The sequence below is a fragment of the Galbibacter marinus genome, assembly GCF_000300875.1.
Taxonomy (GTDB): domain Bacteria; phylum Bacteroidota; class Bacteroidia; order Flavobacteriales; family Flavobacteriaceae; genus Galbibacter; species Galbibacter marinus.
The window spans coordinates 1-16047 of record NZ_AMSG01000018.1; the positions used below are offsets into that span (position 1 = coordinate 1).

Annotated in this window: 16 protein-coding genes; 11 read left to right on the forward strand and 5 right to left on the reverse strand. The window is 37.4% G+C overall.

What is annotated here, in order from left to right:
* Nucleotides 1–316 precede the first annotated feature (316 nt).
* Together I215_RS11485 and I215_RS11490 are read left to right on the forward strand one after the other, a co-directional pair.
* A complete protein-coding gene (locus I215_RS11485) occupies nucleotides 317–973 on the forward strand; it encodes a hypothetical protein (RefSeq protein ID WP_008992137.1) in 657 nt (218 codons plus the stop codon).
* A gap of 90 nt (nucleotides 974–1063) precedes the next feature.
* Complete coding sequence (locus I215_RS11490) at nucleotides 1064–1777, forward strand: pirin family protein (RefSeq protein WP_008992138.1); 714 nt, start codon at nucleotides 1064–1066, stop codon at nucleotides 1775–1777.
* 97 nt (nucleotides 1778–1874) lie between these two features.
* Here the strand turns inward: I215_RS11490 and kynU are convergent, their stop codons facing one another.
* Nucleotides 1875–3140 (reverse strand): kynureninase, encoded by a 1266-nt coding sequence (kynU, locus tag I215_RS11495; RefSeq protein ID WP_008992139.1) that lies wholly within the window; start codon nucleotides 3138–3140, stop codon nucleotides 1875–1877.
* 385 nt (nucleotides 3141–3525) lie between these two features.
* Here kynU and I215_RS11500 point away from each other — a divergent pair, with 385 nt between their 5' ends.
* On the forward strand, nucleotides 3526–4191 hold the full coding sequence (locus I215_RS11500; RefSeq protein WP_008992140.1) for a M15 family metallopeptidase: 666 nt from the start codon (nucleotides 3526–3528) through the stop codon (nucleotides 4189–4191).
* Nucleotides 4192–4216: 25 nt separating this feature from the next.
* Here the strand turns inward: I215_RS11500 and I215_RS11505 are convergent, their stop codons facing one another.
* The gene (locus I215_RS11505; protein WP_008992141.1) at nucleotides 4217–5737 is read right to left on the reverse strand and encodes a GH3 auxin-responsive promoter family protein; all 1521 of its coding nucleotides are present in this window, start codon (nucleotides 5735–5737) and stop codon (nucleotides 4217–4219) included.
* A 38-nt stretch (nucleotides 5738–5775) separates the two neighbouring features.
* Here I215_RS11505 and I215_RS11510 point away from each other — a divergent pair, with 38 nt between their 5' ends.
* Nucleotides 5776–6576, forward strand: coding sequence for a DUF2797 domain-containing protein (locus I215_RS11510; RefSeq protein ID WP_008992142.1), 801 nt, complete (start codon nucleotides 5776–5778; stop codon nucleotides 6574–6576).
* Between the two features lie 37 nt (nucleotides 6577–6613).
* Here the strand turns inward: I215_RS11510 and rpsU are convergent, their stop codons facing one another.
* Together rpsU and I215_RS11520 are read right to left on the reverse strand one after the other, a co-directional pair.
* Complete coding sequence (gene rpsU, locus I215_RS11515; protein ID WP_008992143.1) at nucleotides 6614–6808, reverse strand: 30S ribosomal protein S21; 195 nt, start codon at nucleotides 6806–6808, stop codon at nucleotides 6614–6616.
* A 61-nt stretch (nucleotides 6809–6869) separates the two neighbouring features.
* On the reverse strand, nucleotides 6870–7064 hold the full coding sequence (locus I215_RS11520; protein ID WP_008992144.1) for a cold-shock protein: 195 nt from the start codon (nucleotides 7062–7064) through the stop codon (nucleotides 6870–6872).
* 377 nt (nucleotides 7065–7441) lie between these two features.
* Between I215_RS11520 and I215_RS11525 the strand changes: the two genes are divergently transcribed.
* Nucleotides 7442–7918: an ankyrin repeat domain-containing protein gene (locus I215_RS11525; protein WP_040460322.1), complete on the forward strand. Its 477-nt coding sequence runs from the start codon at nucleotides 7442–7444 to the stop codon at nucleotides 7916–7918.
* Nucleotides 7919–7938: 20 nt separating this feature from the next.
* Here I215_RS11525 and I215_RS11530 read toward each other — a convergent pair whose 3' ends face one another.
* The gene (locus I215_RS11530; protein WP_008992146.1) at nucleotides 7939–8637 is read right to left on the reverse strand and encodes a Crp/Fnr family transcriptional regulator; all 699 of its coding nucleotides are present in this window, start codon (nucleotides 8635–8637) and stop codon (nucleotides 7939–7941) included.
* Nucleotides 8638–8715: 78 nt separating this feature from the next.
* On the opposite strand from I215_RS11530, the gene I215_RS11535 reads away from it, so the two are divergent.
* From I215_RS11535 to ccoG, 6 genes are all read left to right on the forward strand, one after another.
* On the forward strand, nucleotides 8716–11085 hold the full coding sequence (locus tag I215_RS11535; RefSeq protein WP_008992147.1) for a heavy metal translocating P-type ATPase: 2370 nt from the start codon (nucleotides 8716–8718) through the stop codon (nucleotides 11083–11085).
* A 62-nt stretch (nucleotides 11086–11147) separates the two neighbouring features.
* Nucleotides 11148–11333, forward strand: a complete 186-nt coding sequence (ccoS, locus tag I215_RS11540; protein WP_008992148.1) for a cbb3-type cytochrome oxidase assembly protein CcoS — start codon at nucleotides 11148–11150, stop codon at nucleotides 11331–11333.
* Between the two features lie 12 nt (nucleotides 11334–11345).
* Nucleotides 11346–13556, forward strand: a complete 2211-nt coding sequence (gene ccoN / locus I215_RS11545; protein WP_008992149.1) for a cytochrome-c oxidase, cbb3-type subunit I — start codon at nucleotides 11346–11348, stop codon at nucleotides 13554–13556.
* A complete protein-coding gene (locus tag I215_RS11550; RefSeq protein WP_008992150.1) occupies nucleotides 13553–13741 on the forward strand; it encodes a hypothetical protein in 189 nt (62 codons plus the stop codon). Before ccoN ends, I215_RS11550 begins: the two co-directional genes overlap by 4 nt.
* The gene (locus I215_RS11555; RefSeq protein ID WP_008992151.1) at nucleotides 13738–14610 is read left to right on the forward strand and encodes a cbb3-type cytochrome c oxidase N-terminal domain-containing protein; all 873 of its coding nucleotides are present in this window, start codon (nucleotides 13738–13740) and stop codon (nucleotides 14608–14610) included. Before I215_RS11550 ends, I215_RS11555 begins: the two co-directional genes overlap by 4 nt.
* Before the next feature lie 9 nt (nucleotides 14611–14619).
* Nucleotides 14620–16044 (forward strand): cytochrome c oxidase accessory protein CcoG, encoded by a 1425-nt coding sequence (gene ccoG / locus I215_RS11560; RefSeq protein WP_008992152.1) that lies wholly within the window; start codon nucleotides 14620–14622, stop codon nucleotides 16042–16044.
* Nucleotides 16045–16047 lie beyond the last annotated feature (3 nt).

A 16047-nucleotide genomic window follows, 5' to 3' on the forward strand; every position in this document is an offset into this window, starting at 1 on the left:
GATCAATGGGTTTTACGCTCTGGTTTATAAACTTATCTATAACTTTCTTTTATTTACAATCACATTAGTTCCCCACTTTCTGCTTTTTGCGATTCACTGCAGGTATCCTCTTTAGCCCTTTAATAAAGGTACACCTGGTACACTCTAATTGATTTTTTTGTATTATTGTATTTAAAACACCTCCCTTCAGCCATTATGTTGTCGGGTATAACACCTGGTAAAGCGTATTTGATAATGGAACCAAACCACTAGAGATATGAATTACTAGGTCGGATTAAACAAAACATGCCCTTGTCTAATTGATCAATAATTTATCATGAAAGTATTTAGCCTACTATTATGTATTCTGCTAGTAATTAGCTGTAAAGAAGAAGATAATAAACCCCTTAATTCATTAGAAAGAGTCGCATATGCTCATGGATTTGAGCATTGGGACAAGGTTGATGAAATCAAATTCACATTTAATGTGGATCGAGATACTACGCACTTTGAACGCAGTTGGGAATGGCGTCCAAAGAAAAACGAGGTAACCCTAATTAAAGATGGCAAGAGGCTCGATTTTAATCGTGATCGAATTTTAAGCGATGCAGAATTAGCTGCAGAAAAGAACTTTGTTAATGATGTCTACTGGTTACTTGCTCCATATAAACTCGTATGGGATGAGCATAAAACCTTCAGTGAACCGATAATGGATCTTGCTCCTATTAGTCAGGATAGTTTACAGAAATTAACCATCGTCTATGATAGTTTAGACGTTGATACTCCAGGAGATGCATATGACTTCTATATCGACAATAACAACATGGTTAAAGAGTGGGTTTATAGAGAAGAAAATTCAACTTCCATGTGTATGATTACAACTTGGGAAAGTTATAAAGACTACCAAGGTTTAAAAATAGCCACTATGCACCAAAATGAAAATGGTATTTTTAAATTGTATTTTACTGGTATTAAACTCAGTGTCTTGGAGTGAAATTTAATACAATTGATTTTGGTTTGCGTAGGTTTGTAGTCTGTAAGAAAAGTATGGATTCTACGTCTAATAGAGTTAAATGAAAATATCATGACAACAATATTACATAAGGCAGACTCAAGAGGCCACGCGAACCATGGATGGTTAGATTCTCATCACACTTTCAGCTTTGCTAATTATTATGACCCAAAGCGCATGAATTTTGGGGTTTTAAGAGTTCTTAATGATGATGTAATTGCAGGCGGAAGAGGTTTTGGAAAACACCCACATGAAAACATGGAAATCATTTCTATACCACTATTTGGAGATCTAGAACATGAAGACAGCATGGGTAACAAAGAGGTCATCAAAGAGGGTGATATTCAAGCCATGAGTGCAGGGACTGGTGTATTTCATAGTGAGTATAATAAAAACGAGGATAAGGAAGTACACTTACTTCAAATTTGGATACTTCCGAAAAAAAGAAATATTGATCCAACCTACAGTCAGATCAGTATGAAGTTAGAGGATAGAAAAAACAAGCTTCAGCAAATCGTTTCTCCTAATCAAGATGATGCAGGGGTTACAATCAATCAAAATGCGTGGTTTAATATCACAGAACTTGATAAGGGTAACAGCATCGAATATAAGCTAAATGACAAAACAAATGGAGTTTATGCTTTTGTAATTGAAGGAGATGCAAGTGTAAATGACCAAAAGCTCAACAGGCGTGATGGTCTAGGTATTCATGAAATAGAAACAATTGATATCAAAGCAGACAGCGATACAAAGGTTTTGATTATGGAAGTACCGATGACTTTTTAATTTTTCGTTAATAGTGGTAAGGGTTGTAGTGTCTAGGAGCTCCTTTTATAAAAGAGTTGCAATGACAGTACAACCTTTATATTTTAATCGTAAATTTCTAAATTCCAGCTTTTAAAATTTGGCCAAATTCATATAAATCTTCAAAGGAATTATAAAATGGAACTGGCGCTAGGCGAATAACATTGGGTTCACGCCAATCGACAATGACACCATTATTCATTAAATAGTCGAATAATTCTCTGCCTTTACCATGTACAAACAAAGAGAGCTGACACCCGCGATCTTTTGGCGTGATAATTTCTAAAGTCTTTTGATTTTTATTCTCGGAGTTTATGTCATCTAATATAAATTCCAAATAACCAGTCAGCGTCTTGCTCTTAGCATTCAATGCCTGCATCCCTACTTCTTCGAACATTTCCAAGGATGCCAGATAAGGAGCCATGGTCATCACTGCAGGGTTACTAATCTGCCAGGCATCCGCATTTTCCATGGGCTCAAATTCAGGTTTCATCTGAAAACGAGTTTCTTTTTTTGTACCCCACCACCCTTCGAAACGCGCTATATCTTTACGATTGTGATACTTTTGATTAATAAATACTCCTGAGGCATTTCCAGGACCACTATTCATGTATTTATAACTACACCACGCAGCAAAATCCACCTCCCAATTATGCAACTCCAAAGGAATGTTTCCAGCGGCATGGGCGAGATCCCAACCGACCATAGCACCTGTTTGTTTTGCCGCCTTAGTAATTGTTTTAATATCAAATACTTGACCGTTGTAATAATTTACCCCTCCGATAAGCACTAGGGCGAGTTCATCTCTGTGTAATTCGATCTTTTCTAAAATATCCGATGTCCTCCAATGGTTCTCACCAGGGCGTTTTTTTAATACAATAAGAGCATCCTGTGGAGTTAATCCGTGGTTTCGAAGCTGACTTAAAAACATATACTGATCCGATGGAAATGCCTTTTCTTCACATATGATTTTATAACGCTTTTTGGTAGGTTGATAAAAACTAACCATCAGCAGATGAAGGTTGACAGTTAGGGTGTTCATCACGGTAATTTCACTTGTTTGGGCACCGACCACCTTAGCCAATGGCGCTGCCAAACGCTGATGATAATCCCACCATGGTTTGTCTGCATAAAAATGTCCTTCTACAGCCAAATTGCCCCAATCGTTTAATATTTCATCGAGAAAACCCCGGGTTCTCTTTGGCTGAAGCCCCAAGGAATTTCCCGTAAAATACAGTACGTTTTTATTGTTGAACTGTGGAAATATAAACTCCTGCTTATAGGATTGTAAAGTATCCTTAGAATCCAGTAACTGCGCAAATTCCCTCGTATTTTTAAATTCCATATTCTCTAATTGGTTTTAATTCTAATGGTGAACCATTACTTATTTGTACATGCCATAGGCATGGTCTAACAAAGAACCCTGTACTGACATTCAAGTACAGGGATAGGACGATAATGACCTTCACAAATTTATCACAAAAAGATTAGTTTTCTTTTTAAGCTTACAGATAATTCCAACCTAAGAGCTAGGTGAGGATTCAAATATCAAGGAAATTATAGTCTTAAAAAACGAAAGTAATGTTTACAGATAGATAATGTATTTACCTTGATTTGTGGCTCAATGGCAAAGGCTCTTTTCTTAGAAATCGTATCTTTATCCAAATCAACATCCTTTTATTTTGAAAACCTATTTTCTCTTTTTTGTTAGTTGCTTAATTATAAGCCAAATGAACTGCATAGCGCAAGACAACTACTCCATAGAAGTTCTAACAGGTAAAACATCTCTAGCGCTATATGGAGATGGAATTGGTTTACAAAAACAAGCCTATGATGCGTTTTTAAAAATGAAGGCAGATGCTAAAAAACAAGGAATTGAAATTCAAGTGGCCTCGGGACATCGCGACTTTTCAAGGCAAAAATCAATATGGAATCGCAAATATAAAGCTTATACAGATCAAGGAATGAGTCCAATCCAGGCTATGGACAAAATCATTGAGTATTCCACTTATCCTGGAACCTCTAGACACCATTGGGGAACAGACATAGATATTATAGATGCTGCAGCTACCTATAGTGGCAATGTATTGGTTCCTGAAAAATATCAAGGAGATGGCCCTTTTTGTAAGCTCAAAGAATGGATGGATGAAAACTCCCAAAAGTATGGGTTTTACCTTGTTTACACGGACAACCCTGATAGAAAAGGTTTTTATTATGAGCCATGGCATTATAGCTATAAACCTATTTCCAAACCTATGCTCGATGCTTATCGAAAACTCGATATTGCCCATATTATCAAATCCGAAGATCTGCTTGGCCGTAAGCATATGACAACTGATTTCATCAATAGCTATATCCAAGAGAATGTCCTAGGAATCAATCCTGATTTAAGATAAAAAAACGAGTTAATTAAATACCCTATTAATTTTGGGTGTTCATTTTTAATAGCTCCTCTAAATAATGTCTATTACTAGAGAGCCTAGGAATTTTATGTTGCCCTCCTAGCTTATCGTATTTCTTTAACCAGTCGTAAAATAAATCCTTTCTTCCAAGGTGTAGAATTGGCGGATTTAACGTCATATTATTATAACGCTTTGCCTCATAATCAGAATTCACCGACTGCAAAGCCAAATCCAATTCCTTAGAGAAGACATCCAAGGACTCTGGCATTTTTCTAAATTCAATGATCCACTCATGACCCCCTTTGTCCCTGCCTTGCATAAAAACTGGTCCAGCAGTATAATCAATGATTTCAGCACCAGTGATTTTACAAGCTCTTTCTAAGGCTTCTTCGGCATTTTCAATAATTAATTCTTCTCCGAAAACATTGATATGATGTTTGGTTCGTCCAGTGACTTTAATCCTGTAAGGATCCTTAGAGGTAAATCGTACTGTATCTCCTATAAGATAACGCCACAACCCAGCGTTGGTGGTAATTACTATAGCATAATTCGTATCCAAAGCTACCTCCCAAATGGGCAGTACTTTTTCATTTGGAGTACCATAGGTATCCATAGGAATAAACTCATAGAAAATCCCGTAATCTAGCATCAGCAGAAGCTCATCAGAATCATTTCTATCCTGAATAGCAAAGAAGCCCTCTGAGGCATTATATATTTCGTAATAGCGGAAACTTTGACGCGGTAGTATTCGCTGGTATTGTTCCTTATAAGGGTGAAAGCTCACCCCTCCGTGAAAATAAACTTCGAGGTTTTCCCAGATTTCAAACAGGTTAGATTTCCCTGTGTCCTCTAAAATTTTATTTAAAAGCACGAGCATCCACGAAGGAACACCAGCCAAACTAGTTACATTTTCACTCACTGTTTCTTTAACTATGGCGGAGAGTTTATTTTCCCACTCGCTCATCAGAGAAACTTTGTTACTTGGGGTACTACTCATTTCCGCCCAAAATGGCATATTGTCAATGATTATAGCGGACAAATCACCAAAAAACGTTTGATTGCTTTGATACAATTCTTTACTCCCTCCTAAACGCAAGCTCTTCCCATCAAAGAGTCTGGATTCTTCGTTATTATTAAAATAAAGCGATAGCATGTCCTTACCTGCCTTGAAATGGCAATCCTCAAGGGACTCCGTACTCACTGGGATAAATTTGCTCTTAGCGTTGGTTGTACCACTACTTTTAGCAAACCATTTGATAGGTGTGGGCCAAAAGATGTTCGACTCCCCTTTTCTAGAACGCTCAATCATCGGCTCAATATCTTCGTAACGCACTATGGGCACACGATCGGCAAAGATTTTATACGAAGTGATTTCCGAGAATCCATATTGTTTTCCTAGCTCAGTTGCACTGGAGCGACTCAGTAAATGGTTAAGCACTTCAGTCTGTACCTCAGCAGGATATTTCAAGAACAATTCCATCTGATGGAACCGCTTCTTTAGAAACCAGGAAGCAATGGAGTTAATTAGTGGAAATGACATATTTTGATTTATATTTGCTAAAAATAGCAAAAACTTTTATGATGTTCGAAGGTGTACTGACCAAAATGCGTACAGAAAATTCCAAACCTGTTAATTATTACTTGGTTTTGGACACCAACTATATTAATTTCAATCAACTGCTCAATAAAACAATTGGCATAAAATTTTTGAGATTTGAATGCTTAAACTGTCATTTGGACAAACCAATATACAGACAAGGGTTTTGTAGAAGTTGCTTTTTTGAAGCCCCTCAAGCTGCAGATTGGATTATTCGACCTGAATTAAGCCAAGCTCATTTAGATGTAGAGGATCGAGATTTAGTCTATGAAAAAGAAATGCAGTTACAGCCACATATTGTATACTTGGCAAATTCTAGTAGCATTAAAGTCGGCGTAACTCGAAAAAATCAAGTTCCTACCCGATGGATTGATCAAGGTGCTCATGAGGCATTGGAGATTCTTGAAACACCCAATAGATATCTTGCAGGTATCGCAGAGGTAGCACTTAAGGACCATGTCTCGGATAAAACCAACTGGCGAAAAATGCTTCAGAACGACATAAAGGATGAGGACCTAAAGGCCTATGGCGCAGAATTAAAGAACTATTTACCAGAGGAAGTAAAACCTTATTTTATAGAAGATAATTCAGAGACCAATATCGAATTTCCGGTAGAGGCCTACCCAGAGAAACCTAAAAGCTTAAACCTTCTTAAAACACCAGAATATCAAGGTGTCTTAAAGGGGATAAAAGGGCAATATTTAATTTTTGAGGACCAAACCGTATTTAACATCAGATCAAATGAAGGCTTGGTTGTTGCAATCGAAGTGATTGTAAATTAAGACTAAGGGTAGGTGGAATAAAAAAAAGCTAGAGTGATTATTCCTCTAACTTTCTTTGGTATTCTTGCTTGTAAATTGCTTTAGCAACCTGCACTCTACGCTCTTGTGACTTCTTAGTGAAGTGTTGATTATCACGTAGATTTCTAAGTTGTTGCGTTTTACGATATTTTTGTTTGTAACGTTTTAAGGCACGATCGATATTTTCGCCTTCTTTAATTGGTATTATCAGCATATTATATATTTGAAATTAAAAAAACCATCTAGTTTATAGATGGTTCTCATTTGTTTTTGTCTTAGTCTATTACTTCAACGTTAACAGCGTTCATTCCTTTTCTACCTCTTTCGGTATCAAATTTAACGCGGTCGTTTTCGTTGATGTTATCTATCAAACCACTTTCGTGTACGAAGATATCTTCTTTAGTGTCTTCTGTTGTGATAAATCCAAACCCTTTTGTTCTGTTGAAGAACTTAACTGTTCCTTCTTTCATATTAAAATATTTAAAAAAATGTATAAAACTCGACACCTATTAAACAACGATCAAACTGAAGTTGTCTTAGGTATCTATGGAATAAAGTCAAAAAAGATGAACTGAAAAATATCGGATGGATAAATAACACCAAATTTTATTAGGCTTCATAACACTGCTGCAAAGAAACGTCTTTATTTTAAATCTAACTATTTATTTTCCGATTATTTTAAAGCCAAAGAAGCACACAACTCATATCTACTGCTTTGGTAGACCCAAAGACACTCCTAATGATGTAAAGATTACACTATCAGGCAATAAAAACCATATAAGATTTAAGCAAAAGTTGTATTTTTGAAATGAAAGAAAAGAATTATAAAACAACATTGCAATCGATTATGAAAACAGAAGAATTTTTTGAAGCCATTCGAACTGGTGACACCGCTAAGGTTACTGCATTTTTAAAAGAAATCCCAACACTAACTAACCTTAAAGACTCTAGAGGATCAACACCTTTACTACTAGCCACCTATTATGGACACAAGGACGTTGCCCAAGCCATCTTAAGTTTTGATCCAGATGTCAACATCAAAGATGCCTCTGGCAATACCGCTCTAATGGGTGTGTGCTTTAAGGGCTATACAGAGATTGCAAAATTATTGATCGACCATGGGGCTGAGGTTAATTTAGCCAATGGAAATAAAGGTACGGCCTTGATTTATGCAGCGACCTTTGGAAAAGCTGATATTGTGGAATTACTACTTTCACATAATGCGGACCCCTCTTTAAAAGATGCTAATGGACTAACAGCCTTAGACCATGCTAGAATGCAAAAAATAACCGATGTTGTAAACATTTTAGAAAAGCACAATTAAACTGCTTTCAAATAATTGGTTCACTCTTCTGCTATTTGCTTAAGTCTTTCTTTTTCAAGAATTCCAACATTTTTCCCTTTTAACTCAATGAGTCCTTCCTTTGAGAAGTTAGCAAACATTCGAATCATTGATTCTGTAGCGGTCCCGATCAGATTCGCGTACTCTTCTCTGGAGAGCTTCAAACTGAGATTTTTATCTTTATCCACTCCGAACTCCTCTTGTAATTCCAATAAAATGGTCGCAAACCTAGAACGTACGGTTTTATGAGCCATTCGAACGATTTGGTGATTGGCTAATTTAAGATCGTAACAAATATCGTTTATAATTTCACTAGAGAAATTGGAATTTTGTTTGAACACGGCTAGAATATCTGCTTTGGGGATAAAACAAACCTGCATATCTTCTACGGCGATAGCACTTAAACTAACCGCATCATCGCTAACAATACTGCGCTGACCTAAAAGATCACCTCTTTTTATGAATCGTACGATTTGATTTCTGCCATTGGAAGAAAGCTTGACTAATTTACAAACTCCAGACTTTATACAGTATACTCCCTTTAGGTGATCACCCTCATTGAAAATATAAGATCCTTTCTTAATTGTCTGTCCCGTTTTACACGCGGACATATAAATTAACTCGGACTTATCAAGGGTTTTTAAAGCGCTAAATTTCCGCACAATACACTGACTACATTTACTCATATCCAACTCCTGCATAAGGCACCAATTTTATGACAAATATCATAAATTTTCCACACATCTTTGCTGAAATTTGCACATCTTTTAAGGGGAATTATGGGTAAATCTTGTTTTCACTGTGGTATTGAGTTCGAGAATGAATCTTTTGTGGTTGACCAAAAGGATTTTTGTTGTATTGGATGTAAAACGGTCTATGAAATCCTAAGTGAGCACGAGCTACATTCCTATTACGATATTGAAAAAAATCCAGGAATTTCTCCCTTGCAATTTGTTGGTAAATTTGATTATTTAGACAACAAAGACATTTCGGATCAGTTGTTGGAATTCGATGAAAATGGTATTCAGATCGTCAATTTATTTATCCCAAACATCCATTGTAGTTCATGTATATGGGTTTTAGAACAAGCCAATAAGCTCAACCTCCATATTAAAGATGCCCAGGTCACCTTTCCTAAGAAAACGGTTCGCTTGGTGTATAATTCCAGTTCACTATCCTTAAAAGAGCTCGTGGTACTATTAGCCTCAATTGGTTACCCCCCTAAAATTAATCTCGAAAACAAGAATACCGAAAAGCAAGTAACCGATCGTAGTTTGCTCTATAAAATAGGAGTAGCTGGGTTTTCTTTCGGAAATGTCATGCTGCTTTCCTTCCCTGAATACTTTGAGGTAAGTGAGTTTTGGCTAGATCAATACAAACCTGTGTTTCGATGGCTTATGTTTGCCTTTTCTCTTCCTGTGGTATTTTATGCGGCATCGGATTATTTTATTTCAGCCTATAAAAGTTTAAAAAAGGGGATATTAAATATTGATCTCCCTATTGCTCTTGGTGTTTTTGTGTTGTTTACAAGAAGTACCTATGAAATTATTGCTCATACTGGTCAAGGTTTCTTTGACAGTTTAACAGGTTTGCTTTTCTTTTTGTTAGTGGGCAGGTATTTTCAGCAAAAAACGTATGCCTTTTTATCTTTCGAGCGTAGCTATAAAAGTTATTTCCCCATTGGAGTCACGGTCATAAAAGATGGAATGGAAGAAAACATTCAGGTCAAAGATGTAAAAAAAGGAGATCGCATTCTCATTAGAAATGAAGAGATAATTCCTGTGGATAGCATTCTTATGAAAGGCAATGCAGAGATTGATTACAGTTTTGTCACCGGTGAATCCAACCCCATTCACAAAGCCCTCGGTGATAAAATATATGCTGGCGGAAAACAAAAAGATCAGCCAATTGAAATCCAGGCAATACGAAGTGTTTCTCAAAGTTATCTCACCCAGCTTTGGAGTAAAGACTCCATGAAGAATCAGGAGAAATCTCAAGATTTTGCACTGACTAATAAAATCAGTAAGTATTTTACACTTGTGATCCTAATAGTGGCCTTCTCTACTCTAGGCTTCTGGTTATGGTGGGACCCTGGATATGCTGCCTATGTCTTTTCTGCGGTTTTAATTATTGCTTGTCCCTGTGCCCTTGCCCTAGCTGAGCCTTTTACCCTTGGAAACCTTCTTCGTATTTACGGAAAGAGAGGATTTTATCTAAAAAATGGACAGGTTATAAATCGTATGGCAGAGATCAGCAGCATAATCTTTGATAAAACAGGAACCATAACGGCCAATGATCAAAGTAAAATCCATTATCACGGAATGGAACTCAATACTCATGAACAGGCGCTTTTAAAAAGTACCTTACGGGGATCAAATCACCCTTTGAGTAGGCAACTATACAATATGCTTCGATCTCAAAACATCCTTACCATGGATGATTTTAAGGAAACTGCAGGAAAGGGAATAGAGGCCACCTTTGAAAAGGACACCATAAAAGTTGGATCCGCCTCGTTTTTAAATCACAAAGCGGCCACCAAGGTAGAAAACACCAGTGTCCACATCAGCACTAACAACAACTACAAAGGAAAGTTTGTATTGCAAAACATGTATAGAGAGGGTGTATTTGAACTTTTCAAAAACCTGAGTAAACACTATGAAATAGCCATATTATCTGGAGATAATGCACAGGAGGAAGAGAATTTAACCAAGCGCTCTCCAAGTGGAACCAAAATGTTTTTCAATCAAAAGCCTGAAGATAAATACAACTACATCAAAGACCATCAAAAAGAAGGTTCAAAAATGCTCATGATTGGCGATGGTTTAAATGATGCTGGCGCGCTCAAAGAAAGTCATGTCGGTATTGCAGTTTCTGAAAATGTGAATGTGTTTTCTCCTGCTTGTGATGCCATTTTAGATGCATCCAAACTCAAAGATCTCGACAAATACCTTCGTTTGAGCAAAATGGGTGTGCATATTATTCACCTTAGCTTCGTGATTTCCTTTTTATATAATGTAATTGGATTATCCTTTGCAGTTACAGGAAATTTATCCCCTGTAGTTGCGGCAATTTTAATGCCTTTAAGTTCCATTAGTATTGTAGCATTTACCACCCTTAGCACCTATTATGTAAGCCGTAAGCTAACATGACATTTATCATAATTTAAGTGCTTATGTCATCCTAATTTTGCAACGTAAAGAAAGCTATTGCTATGAGTGTTATTTACATCCTAATATCCTTGAGTATCGTAATTGCGGTTGTCTTTTTCACTGCATTTATAATTGCGGTGAAAAATGGACAGTTTGACGATAGTCATACTCCTGCTATTCGAATTTTATTTGATAGCGAATCCAAGCAAAAGCAAACAAATAAATACAATAAATCAAAGAATAAATAACAGTGTTGAACTATGGAAATAGAACAGTTTTACTATGACAATAAAATTGTCAAAAAATTCCTTTATGCGACCATGTTTTGGGGTCTTATTGGAATGGGTGTTGGGCTACTTCTGGCCTTTCTATTTATTTTCCCACAACTAACAGATGGTATTTCATGGCTGAGTTTTGGAAGGCTTCGTCCATTGCATACTAATGCAGTGGTTTTTGCTTTTGTTGGAAATGCCATTTTTGCCGGGGTTTATCATTCCTTACAGCGTTTATTAAAGGCTCGTATGGCTAGCGACTTTTTGAGTAACTTCAATTTCTGGGGTTGGCAACTCGTTATTCTAGCTGCTGCGATCACCTTACCACTTGGGTTTACTTCTTCCAAAGAGTACGCCGAGTTGGAATGGCCAATTGACATTCTTCTAGCCTTGGTTTGGCTTGCTTTTGGAGCTAATATGATCGCCACGATCTTAAAGAGAAGAACGCGTCACCTCTATGTAGCGATTTGGTTTTACTTGGGAACATTTGTAACCGTTACCGTACTACACATCTTTAACAACATAGAACTTCCTGTAAGTTTTATGAAGAGCTATTCAGTATATGCTGGGGTTCAAGATGCACTGGTTCAATGGTGGTATGGGCATAATGCTGTGGCCTTCTTTTTAACCACACCCTTCTTAGGTCTGATGTATTATTATGTTCCTAAGGCGGCTAATAGACCTGTGTACTCCTATCGTTTATCCATTGTTCACTTCTGGTCACTTATATTTATTTATATCTGGGCTGGTCCTCACCACTTACTATATACCGCTTTACCCGAATGGGCCCAAAACCTTGGGGTGGCGTTTTCAGTGATGCTTCTTGCACCATCATGGGGAGGAATGATCAACGGATTATTAACCCTTAGAGGTGCTTGGGATAAGGTAAGGGTTGACCCTGTTCTAAAATTCTTTGTAGTTGCAATTACAGGTTACGGAATGGCGACTTTTGAAGGTCCACTCTTATCGTTAAAAACTGTAAACGCTATTGGGCACTACACCGATTGGATTATCGCACACGTTCACGTTGGAGCCTTGGCTTGGAACGGGTTTTTAACCTTTGGTATGATTTATTACCTAGTTCCTAGATTATTTAAAACTAAACTGTATTCTACAAAGCTAGCTAATACACATTTCTGGTTAGGAACCCTTGGTATTATCCTATATGCGATCCCGCTTTATGTGGCTGGTTTTACCCAGGCTTCTATGTGGAATCAATTCAATCCTGACGGAACGCTGGTTTACGGAAACTTCCTAGAGACAGTTACACAGATCATCCCTATGTATGCCATGAGAGCAGCTGGAGGATCTCTTTATCTTCTTGGAGCGATTATCGGAATCTACAACGCTATTATCACCATCCGTAAGGGTGTAAAATTAGAAGACGAATTAGCCACGGCTCCACCACTGGTTCGTGTTTCGAAAAGAAAACTCTCTGGAGAGACTTTCCACGGTTGGTTAGAGAGAAAACCTGTTCAGTTAACCATTTTAGCTACTATTGCAATTTTAATTGGTGGAATTGTTCAAATTGTGCCTACCCTTATGGTAAAATCAAACATTCCTACCATTGCAAGTGTAAACCCATACACGCCGCTTGAACTTGAAGGACGAGATATTTACATCCGGGAAGGTTGTGTTTCTTGTCACTCTCAAATGATCCGCCCTTTTAGAAGTGAAGTGGAGCGTTATGGAGAGTACTCTAAAGCTGGAGAATATGTCTATGATCACCCATTTTTGTGGGGAAGTAAGAGAACTGGACCTGATTTACATCGTATCGGCGGGAAGTACAGTGACTCATGGCATTTCAACCATATGTACGACCCACAAAGCACCTCACCTGGAAGTATCATGCCAGCATACCAATGGTTAATTACCGATGAGCTCGATCGCTCCCATACAGAGACCAAAATGAAAGTCATGGTAAAACTTGGGGTGCCTTACTCCGAGCAAGAGATCGCCAATGCTTTTGAGCATATGGATGCTCAGGCTTCGAAAATAGAAGAGAATTTATATCAAGATCCTAGTTTTAAAGAATCCTATGAGGCAGATAAAAGAGCTGCCGCAGTTAAAGGGGAGGATTTTGTTGAAATGAAAAACCGTGAAATCGTCGCTCTTATTGCCTATCTACAGCGTTTGGGAACAGATATAAGCATCGATTTTGATCAAGATAATCAACAGTCTAAAAACGAAACATTATGATGAAGTTTGTCAAGAATTATATGGAATCCATTGATGGAGTTGCCATATATCCGATCATCTCACTGCTTATTTTCTTTATATTCTTTGTCCTTCTTTTTTGGTGGGTAGCCACGGCTAAAAAAGATTATTTACAAAAAATGAGCCATTTACCCTTGGATATAAACGATAAAACCGACGCAAAATGAGAACATTCACATCCTATCTTAGAGTACTCTTTATTCTAACGATTGTTTTTATACTGGCAGAATACTTTATTGATTCTGGAGATATTCCAGCGTTTATAAAATATCCGCAAGTCTCCCTATTCTTAGGTCTATTTGCAGTGTTACTTATAGGCTTGGAGGTTATGATAGCTGCGATGAATTCAGTCACCAGAGCTATTTCTCCCCAAGTGGATTTAGAACATCAGAAGGAGAATGAATTTACTTGGTTTAAAAAGATAGTGGACAAACTCATGGATTCAGCTCCACTAGAAAAGGAGGCTGAAATCATTATGGACCACAATTACGATGGGATACAGGAGTTAGATAACACCTTACCTCCGTGGTGGAAATACGGCTTTTATGCCACCATAGTATTTGCGATCATTTACATGGTTCGCTTTGAAATATTAGGAGCGGATAATCAATACGTAGAACTCGAAAAAGAAGTTGCGGCGGCTACTATAGCTATTGAACAGTATAGGAAAACCGCTAAAGATCTTATCGATGCTGAGAATGTGGTTTTATTAACAGAGGCATCCGATTTAAAAGCTGGAGAAGGTATTTATAACACTCTTTGTGTTGCTTGCCACCGAATGGATGGTGGAGGTGGTATAGGCCCTAACCTAACCGATGAGTATTGGATTCTCGGAGGTGGTATTAAAAACATCTTTAATACTATCTCTGAAGGCGGCCGAAGTGGAAAAGGAATGGTCTCTTGGAAGCAATCCTTAAAGCCCTCAGAAATTCAACAAGTAGCAAGTTATGTAATGAGTCTTTCAGCTAACAATCCTGCGGATGGTAAAGCACCAGAAGGAGATATTTGGAATAATGATAGTGCAGCATTAGAATAATTCAATAAAATGATGAGTACAGAAAAAGAAAGTTTTAGGGACACCATCGGAACCATCAATGAAGAAGGGAAAAGAGCATGGGTATTTCCCAAAAAACCTTCAGGAAAATTCTATACCTACCGAAAATATGTAAGTTACGTACTGTTACTTTTCTTAATCAGCGCTCCTTTTGTAAAGATCAACGGGAATCAGTTTTTGCTTTTTAATATCGTGGAGCGACGATTTAATATTTTTGGCTTTCCATTTTGGCCTCAAGACTTTTATCTATTTGTATTATCTATGGTTATTGGGGTGGTGTTCATCGGGTTTTTCACTGCCGCATTTGGAAGGATTTTTTGTGGGTGGATTTGTCCACAAACCATCTTTATGGAAATGGTCTTTAGGAGAATTGAGTATTGGATTGAAGGGGACCGAGGGGCACAAATAAGGCTAAATAAACAAAAATGGGACGCAGAAAAGATTCGTAAAAGAGTCCTTAAATGGATCGTGTTCTTTATAATATCCTTTCTGATTGCCAATGTGTTTTTGGCTTATTTAATTTCAAGTGACAAACTCTTAGCTTATATACAGAGTAATCCTTTAGATCAATTATCCACCTTTATTTCTCTTCTGATTTTCACAGCGGTGTTCTATTTTATTTTCGCCTGGTTTCGTGAACAGGTATGTATCATTGCGTGTCCTTATGGACGATTACAGGGAGTTTTACTCGATACCAAATCAATAGTTGTGGCCTATGACCACAAGAGAGGTGAGAGTGAAAAAGGACGAAAAAAATTCAAAAAAAATGAGGATCGCAGTGCTTTAGGATATGGGGACTGTATTGATTGTATGCAATGCGTGAATGTATGCCCTACAGGAATTGATATTCGTAACGGAACACAGTTGGAATGTGTGAACTGTACTGCTTGTATTGACGCCTGCGATGATATTATGGATAAGGTAAATTATCCCAGGGGTCTGATTCGATATGCTAGTGAAGAAAACATTGAGAAAAAATTGCCTTTTAAATTCACACCAAGACTTAAAGGGTACTCAGCTGTTCTGGTCATTCTAACTGGTTTATTAATCGGCATGTTATTCTTAAGAAATGATGTGGAAGCTTCTGTTTTAAGACTTCCAGGTCAGTTGTACCAAGAAAAAGGAGCGTTTACTATCAGTAATGTGTATACCTATAAGGTGATCAACAAAACCGTTAACGCTATTGACAGTGTTCGCTTTGAGCTACTAGAGCCAAAAGGAAAGATATCCACTGTTGGAAATAACAGCTTTAAAATTGATAAAGAAGGACTTGCTGAAGGCACCCTCTTTATTGAAATTGATAAGGCATTGTTGGACAATGATAAGAATAAGGTAAAAATAGGAGTCTATAGTGGTGATGGTTTAATTGAAACAACCACGACCACATTTTTAGGTCCTAGAAGTTTTAGTAATTAAAAA

Bases quoted from the DNA above. Each gene is read 5' to 3' on its own strand.
- I215_RS11555 (WP_008992151.1), top strand. From the start codon at position 13,738: ATGAGAACATTCACATCCTATCTTAGAGTACTCTTTATTCTAACGATT.
- ccoS (WP_008992148.1), top strand. From the start codon at position 11,148: ATGAGTGTTATTTACATCCTAATATCCTTGAGTATCGTAATTGCGGTT.
- I215_RS11550 (WP_008992150.1), top strand. From the start codon at position 13,553: ATGATGAAGTTTGTCAAGAATTATATGGAATCCATTGATGGAGTTGCC.
- I215_RS11505 (WP_008992141.1), bottom strand. From the start codon at position 5,737: ATGTCATTTCCACTAATTAACTCCATTGCTTCCTGGTTTCTAAAGAAG.
- I215_RS11500 (WP_008992140.1), top strand. From the start codon at position 3,526: ATGAACTGCATAGCGCAAGACAACTACTCCATAGAAGTTCTAACAGGT.
- ccoG (WP_008992152.1), top strand. From the start codon at position 14,620: ATGATGAGTACAGAAAAAGAAAGTTTTAGGGACACCATCGGAACCATC.
- I215_RS11490 (WP_008992138.1), top strand. From the start codon at position 1,064: ATGACAACAATATTACATAAGGCAGACTCAAGAGGCCACGCGAACCAT.
- rpsU (WP_008992143.1), bottom strand. From the start codon at position 6,808: ATGCTGATAATACCAATTAAAGAAGGCGAAAATATCGATCGTGCCTTA.
- I215_RS11525 (WP_040460322.1), top strand. From the start codon at position 7,442: ATGAAAACAGAAGAATTTTTTGAAGCCATTCGAACTGGTGACACCGCT.
- I215_RS11485 (WP_008992137.1), top strand. From the start codon at position 317: ATGAAAGTATTTAGCCTACTATTATGTATTCTGCTAGTAATTAGCTGT.
- ccoN (WP_008992149.1), top strand. From the start codon at position 11,346: ATGGAAATAGAACAGTTTTACTATGACAATAAAATTGTCAAAAAATTC.
- I215_RS11530 (WP_008992146.1), bottom strand. From the start codon at position 8,637: ATGCAGGAGTTGGATATGAGTAAATGTAGTCAGTGTATTGTGCGGAAA.
- kynU (WP_008992139.1), bottom strand. From the start codon at position 3,140: ATGGAATTTAAAAATACGAGGGAATTTGCGCAGTTACTGGATTCTAAG.
- I215_RS11520 (WP_008992144.1), bottom strand. From the start codon at position 7,064: ATGAAAGAAGGAACAGTTAAGTTCTTCAACAGAACAAAAGGGTTTGGA.
- I215_RS11510 (WP_008992142.1), top strand. From the start codon at position 5,776: ATGATGTTCGAAGGTGTACTGACCAAAATGCGTACAGAAAATTCCAAA.
- I215_RS11535 (WP_008992147.1), top strand. From the start codon at position 8,716: ATGGGTAAATCTTGTTTTCACTGTGGTATTGAGTTCGAGAATGAATCT.